This is a genomic window from Granulicatella sp. zg-84 (genome assembly GCF_010892375.1).
In the GTDB taxonomy this organism is placed as follows: Bacteria; Bacillota; Bacilli; order Lactobacillales; family Aerococcaceae; genus WM01.
This window is the reverse complement of sequence record NZ_WNJX01000046.1, coordinates 1-8632: the sequence shown is the minus strand read 5'-3', so window position 1 is coordinate 8632 and position 8632 is coordinate 1. Positions and strand designations below refer to the sequence as shown.

The 8632-nt window shown below is 32.4% G+C and carries 4 protein-coding genes and 1 pseudogene; 4 read left to right on the top strand and 1 reads right to left on the bottom strand.

Annotated features, from left to right (window positions below):
* Nucleotides 1-630 precede the first annotated feature (630 nt).
* The 4 genes and pseudogenes from GMA06_RS07845 to GMA06_RS07830 form a co-directional block, all read left to right on the top strand.
* Complete coding sequence (locus GMA06_RS07845; RefSeq protein WP_163562253.1) at nucleotides 631-3195, top strand: pneumococcal-type histidine triad protein; 2565 nt, start codon at nucleotides 631-633, stop codon at nucleotides 3193-3195.
* Nucleotides 3196-3504: 309 nt separating this feature from the next.
* Nucleotides 3505-4002, top strand: coding sequence for a GNAT family N-acetyltransferase (locus GMA06_RS07840; RefSeq protein WP_163562252.1), 498 nt, complete (start codon nucleotides 3505-3507; stop codon nucleotides 4000-4002).
* Between the two features lie 12 nt (nucleotides 4003-4014).
* Nucleotides 4015-4323: a DUF4298 domain-containing protein gene (locus tag GMA06_RS07835; RefSeq protein ID WP_163562251.1), complete on the top strand. Its 309-nt coding sequence runs from the start codon at nucleotides 4015-4017 to the stop codon at nucleotides 4321-4323.
* A 343-nt stretch (nucleotides 4324-4666) separates the two neighbouring features.
* A pseudogene (locus tag GMA06_RS07830) lies at nucleotides 4667-6731 on the top strand (glycoside hydrolase family 3 N-terminal domain-containing protein); the annotation flags it as partial.
* A gap of 1006 nt (nucleotides 6732-7737) precedes the next feature.
* Here the strand turns inward: GMA06_RS07830 and GMA06_RS07825 are convergent.
* Nucleotides 7738-7887 carry a hypothetical protein gene (locus GMA06_RS07825; protein ID WP_163562250.1) on the bottom strand — a complete coding sequence of 50 codons (150 nt, stop codon included), beginning with the start codon at nucleotides 7885-7887 and terminating at the stop codon, nucleotides 7738-7740.
* Nucleotides 7888-8632 lie beyond the last annotated feature (745 nt).

The following is an 8632-nucleotide window of genomic DNA, read 5'->3' as shown; positions in this document are numbered from 1 at the left end:
CAATGATTTTTTATGTCGAATGTCACACTCTGATATGTTTTCATGATCAAATGTGATGTTTTTATCCTTTAATTGTAGTAAGATTTCTGTTATATTAGACATAGGCAATTTCTCCTTATTATTTGGTCGTACTTTTAATTTAAGAGAAAATTGCCTTTTTGTCTACATAAAATTAGGGTTGCTGGCTTATGCCATCAACCCTAAAAATTATACAGCCTATTTTTCTATCGTTGAGAATGGTCGTGTATAGTTACCATTGCTTTATTACACATCAACTCTTTAGGTAAAAAATGAGGGTTTAGTCCAATATGATGACATTACCATAATGCATAAAAATAGAGTGGTATAAAAAGTGAAGTGTTTCATAGCTGATAAAAAAAGGGTTTCTAATAGATATTTATAAATGATATTGGGTATTTCCTGTTTTTAGGTCCATTTTTATTTAAAAACTTTAATTGACAAGAGGATTTCAGAATAAAGTATACATTGTTCTTGATGCATAAATTTATTTAAAATACATACTATTTTGCACAATAAACCTATTATGAAGCCATATAATAGAATTGACATCTTATGTAAAATCCTTTATTATACAAAATGTAACTATTACGATTTGTGAAAGGGAGAAAAATGAAGAGAAAACATATTATTATCGGAACAGTAGGAGCGGTTGCGTTAACAAGTGTGTGTGCTTTTGCGTTGTTGCAATCACAATCAAATAATGTAACGAAAATGGAAGCACCCGTATCCAATAAGCAAACAGAAAATACAAAAGACAAAACAGCATTATATGAAACAATTGCAAATCAAATTAAACAAAACAAACCAGTACCCGTTGTGGGTAGAGTTTTTGAAAATGGTTATTTATTAAAGCACGGTAATCATTATCACTTTGTTCATGGTAAAGTACCTGAGAATGCTATTTTTGAAAAAATGGTTGAAAAACAAGATTATTATGTGTTTGATCCAAAGGATATTGTAGAAGAAAATGAATTAGGGTATGTCGTACGTCATGGAGATCATTTCCACTTTATTCCAAAAGGCAGTGTGAATAACGGCACAACAATAGCACATCATGATGAGCACAAAGTAGACCATGAGCATGATGATTATGTGTTTAGTCCAAGTGATGTTGTTGGTGAAACAGAAACCGGATATATTGTACGTCACGGAGATCATTTCCACTTTATTCCAAAAGGTAGTGTGAATAATGGTACAACAATAGCACATCATGATGAGCATGAAGCAGGCCATGACCATGAGCATGATGATTATGTGTTTAGTCCAAGTGATGTTGTTGGTGAAACAGAAACCGGATATATTGTACGCCATGGAGATCATTTCCACTTTATTCCAAAAGGCAGTGTGAATAACGGTACAACAATAGCACATCATGATGAGCATGAAGCAGCTCATGACCATGAACATGGTGTAAATGATATAGTGAATAAAGAGCATGAATCAGATAATACGCACGAAGGTCATGAACATCACGATGCAGATAATTCAATGCATGACGATAATGAACATCATAGTGAAGAAAATGAACATCATCAATTTGCATTTGATCCAAAAGATATTGTGAGTGAAGATGAAGAAGGATATGTTGTACGTCATGGAGATCATTTCCATTATGTTTACAAAAAAGATCTTCCGTCTGATTTTGTGAAACCTCATGAGGAAGAAGAAACAGAAGAACCAAAAATAGAAGAACCAAAAACAGAAGAGCCAAAACCAGAAGAACCCACGAATTTGCCAGATGATTTAGAAGAAAAAATAAACTATATTATAGCGGCGTATGGTGTTCCAAGAGAAGCAATCAAAGTCCATAATGGATACTTTGTATTTAATGAACCGACACATGAATATGATCCATCCCATATTCATCCGTATGCTATTCCTATTAACAAATTAAAAATACCTGTTATGACAGATGATAAAGAGGCAGATTTTGAAAATGAATGGTTATCTATTGCAGAACGAATGGGTGTTTCTCCGGAGCAATTAGAAATTAAAGATGGCTATTTTGTTATTTCACATGGTGATCATAGTCACTATGTGAAAATTATGTCGGGTGGAGAAAAAGAATACTTCAAAAATAAATTGCCAGATATTGTTGGAGCCTTTGTTCGTGGTGATTTAGATAAAGATGTTGTTATCAATAAAGCACAAGATCTTGAAAAACAAGCAGAGGATACTTATAAAGATGATCCTAAGCAATTAAGACGTATTAAAACAGCTTTACGTCAATTTAAAGAAAAAGTTGCTTTAGGTGGTAATTCAACGCAAGGTTATTTAGATATGTTAACAGCTTTTGAAAAACAATATATTTCGTTAAATGAAGAAGAAGCGTTGTCCGAAGAAGATCAAGCATTGGCGCAAAAACATAGTGAGCTTGTTGATAAAATTAATCGATTGAATTTATCAAGATTTTCAATAACAAAAGAAAATTTGCTAGATAAACTTTATAAAATTAGTGAATCAAAAAATCTTCAACGATTAAATGATTTGGATATATATATCAATGGATTTAATGATTTGAGAGCAAGACCTGGTATTACTGGGTTACAATTTTTAGATTATTTATTAGCTCATGTGGACGATAGAGAATTGTCTTATGATACAAGAGAATTTGTGTCAGATGCGATTTATGAATCTTATGAAGCAAGTATTATGAATCGCAAATCTATTTTCTCTATTTTCCATTTGATTGCAGACGCTAAAGATGCAATCCGTTTGTCTCATGAAACACCAGCAGAAACAAATAATACAATAACGGGTCCAAAATATGCAAGATTAGACGAACCATTTGAGTGGAGAGTGCCGTCTGTTCGAGAAGATGCGAAACGTTTTGTAGAAGATGTTAGAGGGTTGATTGGACCAACTGATCCAACACCAACACCGTCAAACTTCAAAGAAAAACCTGTTTCTGATACACCAAAGGAAGATATGGTAGTGAATAGTGTAGAAGATGATACTACAGGCAATGCGGTAAGTGAAGAACCAAAATCTAATGAAGAAGTATCGACGTCTGAAATGCCAGAAGTGTCTTCAGAAACAGAAGAAAAAGAATCAAGTGATGCTGCATTGGAAACGAACAATGAAGAAACAGCATCTGATGATAGTGATGTGGTGCGTATTGTCAATCCGAATTCAGAAGAAGTAGAGGAAAATTCGACTGAAGATCATCACTAAAAAATGAAGTAGGTGACGAGGTGAACCAACTATGGATGGTTCACCTCGTTTTGCGTTTCTATGTCAAATGACGCTAGAGGAGAGGAATAGAATAGTATTAGCTACCCAATGCTTTATTCTATGACTGAGAATGGCCTTAAGTACGTTAGATTAATATGATTCTGTTTGAATATGGAATAATGAATATAATGTAATGATTTTTTCGTCAACATTATTTCATCTCGAGTTTTAAGATATTGATTGAGTAAGTTGTCGTGAGAAAGCAAACATGATATGATAAATTTATCTAAAAGTGAAAGGAAAGCATGTATGCCAATTAAAGATATCGTGCAGCCTAATATCATTCCAATTGATGACGTATTACGATTGAGAAAGTTTGACGGAAATTTTTATTTTGCACTTGAATGGTACCAAGACGAAGAAACAGTCTGGTATGTAGATGGTGATAGAGATCTATACTCTAAAGAATTACTTGAAAAAATGTATATGTACTGGAATAGTGTTAGTGAAGTCTATTTTATTGAAGTGTATACGAATGGAACGTATCAACCGATTGGGGATGTATCATTTCATCAAGAAGATATGCCTATTGTGATAGGCAATAAATCATATCGAGGAAAAGGTATTGGGAAAAAAGTTATTCAAACACTTATTGAAAGAGCCAAGACTTTAGGATATGACAAATTATATATCGAAGAAATCTATGATTTTAATGTTGCTTCTCAAGCACTTTATATGAGCTTAGGATTTAAAAAGAAAGAGTTTGTCAACAAAGGATGGTCTTATGAACTTATTTTATCATCATAAAAAGGAGATATTATGAACGACTCAATAAAACGTATTGAATATATGGAAAATGTATTAGATAAGCAAATCAATGATTTACAACAACTAGAAAAATGCTTAGATGTGTTGGATAAAGACTACTCAAACTATCAAGAATTGATCACTTATTACTATAGTGACGAACGAAATACTGATTTAATATTGGATGATACAAATCAATTACCAAAGATGTTAAAAAGAGGTGTTTTATCAGAAGATGCTATTTACAATATGATGGCAGATAGACATGAATTATTGATACGCATGCTAGAAACAGCAACCAAATGGTTGAAAAATGACTAAATAAAGAAGTATTCGAGGTGAATGAACGTTTTTGAACGTTGTTCACCTCTTTAGTTGTTTTTTCTTAAATAAGTTGTTAGAGAGAAATTAGTACTGTCTTTTTTACCATTAAGAATGATGAAAAGATGTTATTTAAAAGCACTGTTAAATAGGACTGATTTCATCATATAATTGTTTATCATTTAAGTGGATTTATTTTGTTTAAATGAGCAATTATTTCTTATATTACCTTATCAATACATAAAACGACGAGGTATAAAAATTCTTTAATAACCGAACGGGTAAACGTTTACAATTCATTCGGATTATGTTATTATAAATTTACCTATAAGGAGGGAAATTTATGAAAAGAAAACGTCTATTATTAGCAACTGCTTTATTGGTAGCGGGTACAATTTGTCCACTCACCCAAATAAAAGCAGAAACAAGTAGAGTACAAACTCTTGTTGAGGGAATGAGTATTCGTCAAAAAATCACGCAAATGTTGATGCCAGACTTTAGAAAATGGAAACAAGCTGGACAAGATAGCGAAACAGATTTTACAGAATGGTAATTTACCACTATTACTAACTATTGACCAAGAAGGTGGTATTGTATACCGCTTAGGTAGTGGAACAGCTTTACCAGGTAATATGGCAGTTGGGGCAACAAGAGAACCAGAATTAGCTAGACAAGCAGGAGAAATTATTGGGAGAGAATTATCTGCTTTAGGGCTAAATGTTGACTTTGCCCCTGTTTTTGATACAAATAATAACCCACATAATCCGATTATTGGATTACGTTCATTCTCATCTGATCCAAATGTCGTAGCATTATTAGGTGTTCCAATGATGCAAGGTATTCAAGAATACAATGTTGCTGTTGCAGCAAAACATTTTCCAGGACATGGTGATACAGCAACGGATTCACATACAGGATTACCATTGGTTGATAAATCTTATGCTGAACTAGAAGCATTAGAATTATTACCATTTAAAGCAGCTATTGATAATGGTGTTGACATGTTGATGACAGCACATATTCAATATCCACAAATTGAAAAAGATACTGTTGTATCAAAAAAAAGTGGCGAAAAAATTTATATTCCAGCAACGTTATCTGATGATGTTATTACAGGGATTGTTCGTAATAAATTCGGATACAATGGTGTTGTGATTACCGATGCCATGGGAATGGATGCTATTGCGAAAAACTTTGGTGAATCAGAAGCAGCAATTATGGCCATTAAAGCAGGTGTGGATATTGTGTTAATGCCTACTTTTTTAAGAAGTAAAGCTGATTTAGTAAAAATTGATACAATCATTAATGACATTGAACAAGCTGTGAATGAAGGAATTATTCCAGAAAGTCGATTGAACGAAGCGGTGACACGTGTTTTAACATTGAAAGAAAAACGTGGCGTACTAGATTTTTCATTAGCGGATAGAACACTAGAAAAAGCAACGGCAAGTGTTGGTTCGGATATGAACCGTGACTTAGAACGTACTATCGCTACAAGTGCTGTAACTGTTGTGAAAAATGACGATACAGTTTTACCATTCAAAGCAAATGCAGGCGATAAAGTTCTTTTATTAGGTGCATATAATAATGAATTGCCAGGATTAGAATTAGGAATGAGACGTTTGATTGCAGATGGTATTGTTTCTAAAGACGTTACATTTGAGTCTTTCCGCTATAGTAATCAAACAACAATAGATGAATTAAAATCAAAAATAGACAATGCTACACATGTAATTGTTATTTCAGAAATAGGTAGACAAGCACAATTAGCAAGTGATGTATGGTTAACAAAAATTCCAACAGAAGTAATTGATTATGCGAATGAAACAAATAAAAAATCTGTTGTTATGAGTATTTCTAAACCTTATGATGTTGCTAACTATCCACGTGCTAAAGCGATTGTTGCTGTATACGGAAACAAAGGAATGGACCCAACAGAAGCGTTGAAACCAGACAATGCGTTCGGACCAAATATTCCTGCTGGTGTAGAAGTTATTTTTGATGGCAAAGAACATATTGGTACATTGCCAGTAGATGTACCGGTTGTTGAAAATGGTGTTATCTCTGAAACAGAAATTGCCTATCCAATTGGTCATGGTTTAATGTATACAGATGCTATTAAAGAAATGAATTTATCACTACCTGAAACAGCAAAAGTAGGGCAAAAATTTAAAGCAACGGTTACATTAGGAGAACTAAATGGATTAGAAAAAGAAGATTATGATGTTGCCGTTAAAGTGGATACAACAAAATTTAAAATTGTTGGTGATAAAACAAGTGATACGTTAGTTGTACATAAAAAAGCAATGGATAAATCTCCAATAGAAATAGAATTAGTTCCATTATTATCTGGTGTACATGCACCTGTTCTTTCAGTAAGTGTTATTGATAAACAAGAAAGAATGTTTACAAAAGAATATGAAGCTGAAATGATTGATGTAGCTTCTAATATAGATAACACTATGAAAACAAGTTTATCTATACCTGAATTTGCAAGAGTAGGGCAAAAATTTAAAGCAACGGTTACATTAGGAGCATTAAATGGATTAGAAAAAGAAGATTATGATGTTGCTGTTAAAGTGGATACAACAAACTTTAAAATTGAGGGCAATGAAACAAGCGATACGTTAGTTGTACATAAAAAAGCAATGGATACATCACCAGTAGAAGTGAATGTTATTCCAATAAATAATGGTGAATATGCACCTATTCTTTCAGTAACTGTTACTGATAAAAAAGATAATATGTTTATAAATGAATATAAAGATGAAATGGTTCGCGTATTGTTGATGGATATGGAAGGTGTGAATTTATCCCTACCTGAAACAGCAAGAGTAGGACAAACATTCAAAGCAACGGTTACATTAGGAGAACTAAATGGATTAGAAAAAGAAGATTATGATGTTGCCGTTAAAGTGGATACAACAAAATTTAAAATTGTTGAAAATCCAGCATATACAATAGTGACAGGTACAACAGGATTTAGAAGTGTTGATAGTGATACTGAAACAACAGTAATGATACATAAAAAAGCATTGGATGTATCACCAATAGAAATAGAATTAGTACCATTAGTATCTGGTAAATATGCTCCCGTTCTTTCAGTAAGTGTGATTGATAAACAAGGAAGAATGTTTACAAATGAATATCAAGATAGAATGGTGTCTGTTTTACCAATGAGAATGCCAGCGGTAAGCAGTACAATGAAAGCGCCAAAAGAAGTGCAACAAGCAGACGTTTCTACAAAAGGTAAATATTTACCAAAAACAGGTGAGCAGTCAGTTGCTATTTATGTAGGCTTATTATTTGTCGGCATGGCTGTTTTAGTCAGAAAAAAAGCAGAAGATAAATAACAACTTAGGTTGTGCGATATAGCTAATGAATGCATGAAATTTGTATAAAAATAATCGCAAATTACAATAGTAAATTAACTACCTCAGGCAAATCATAAGGGCACAAATAATGAAATAATTTACGAGGATAATGGTTTATCCATTGTTCAACAGCCGTTGCTTCGTCAGAAGTAACGGCTGTTGTGCCTTTTATGTTATAGTTATTTTGCATCTATCGGTATCCTTTTTTGTTGTTATGAAAAGTATATCCTATGAGATGTTTTTTGTACCACTGGTTAACTTAATTATATAATTTACTATGTATATAGCAAATATGAAATTGTTTACAAAAAAAGAGCAGAGATGTACAATAAATATATAAATAATTAGATGACGTTAGCAAAGAAAGGGTGTATGTGACATGAAACTAAAATTTAAACATTTTTTTGTTATATTAAGTATCATAGGGTTTCTAAGCCTTGTCATAATAAATTGGAATAGTTTAATGGCATTTGATATGAAAACGATTGTTATTCTTGTGCTACTGGGATTGTTTATTATTGTTCGTTTAGCTGAGTATAAATCTATAAAAGAATAGTTATAGAATAAATATCATTTTTATAAAAAGATGTTGACGGTTTCAAAAAAATATAGTATAGTAATTTCAATAAAATATGTGGCATGTTACTGGTAAAGCAGGCAGGACCTTTATAAATGGATAGGTAGAGTGTATCCATTTATAAGGGTCCTTTTGTTTTTGTTTCATGTAAAAAACTATTGTCAAAAGGTGTTTACCACAAATGATAGTAGTACGATAAAAGAAAGGCTCTATAATAAATCGTGTTGGTGGGAATAATCCACCAACACGATTTTGTATATAAAAGTGGACAAAAAAAGAGAAATACCTGTATGATTAAATCACCACAATTAAACAAGGAGGTATTTCTCATGGATTATTATACAAAAAAATTATTGAC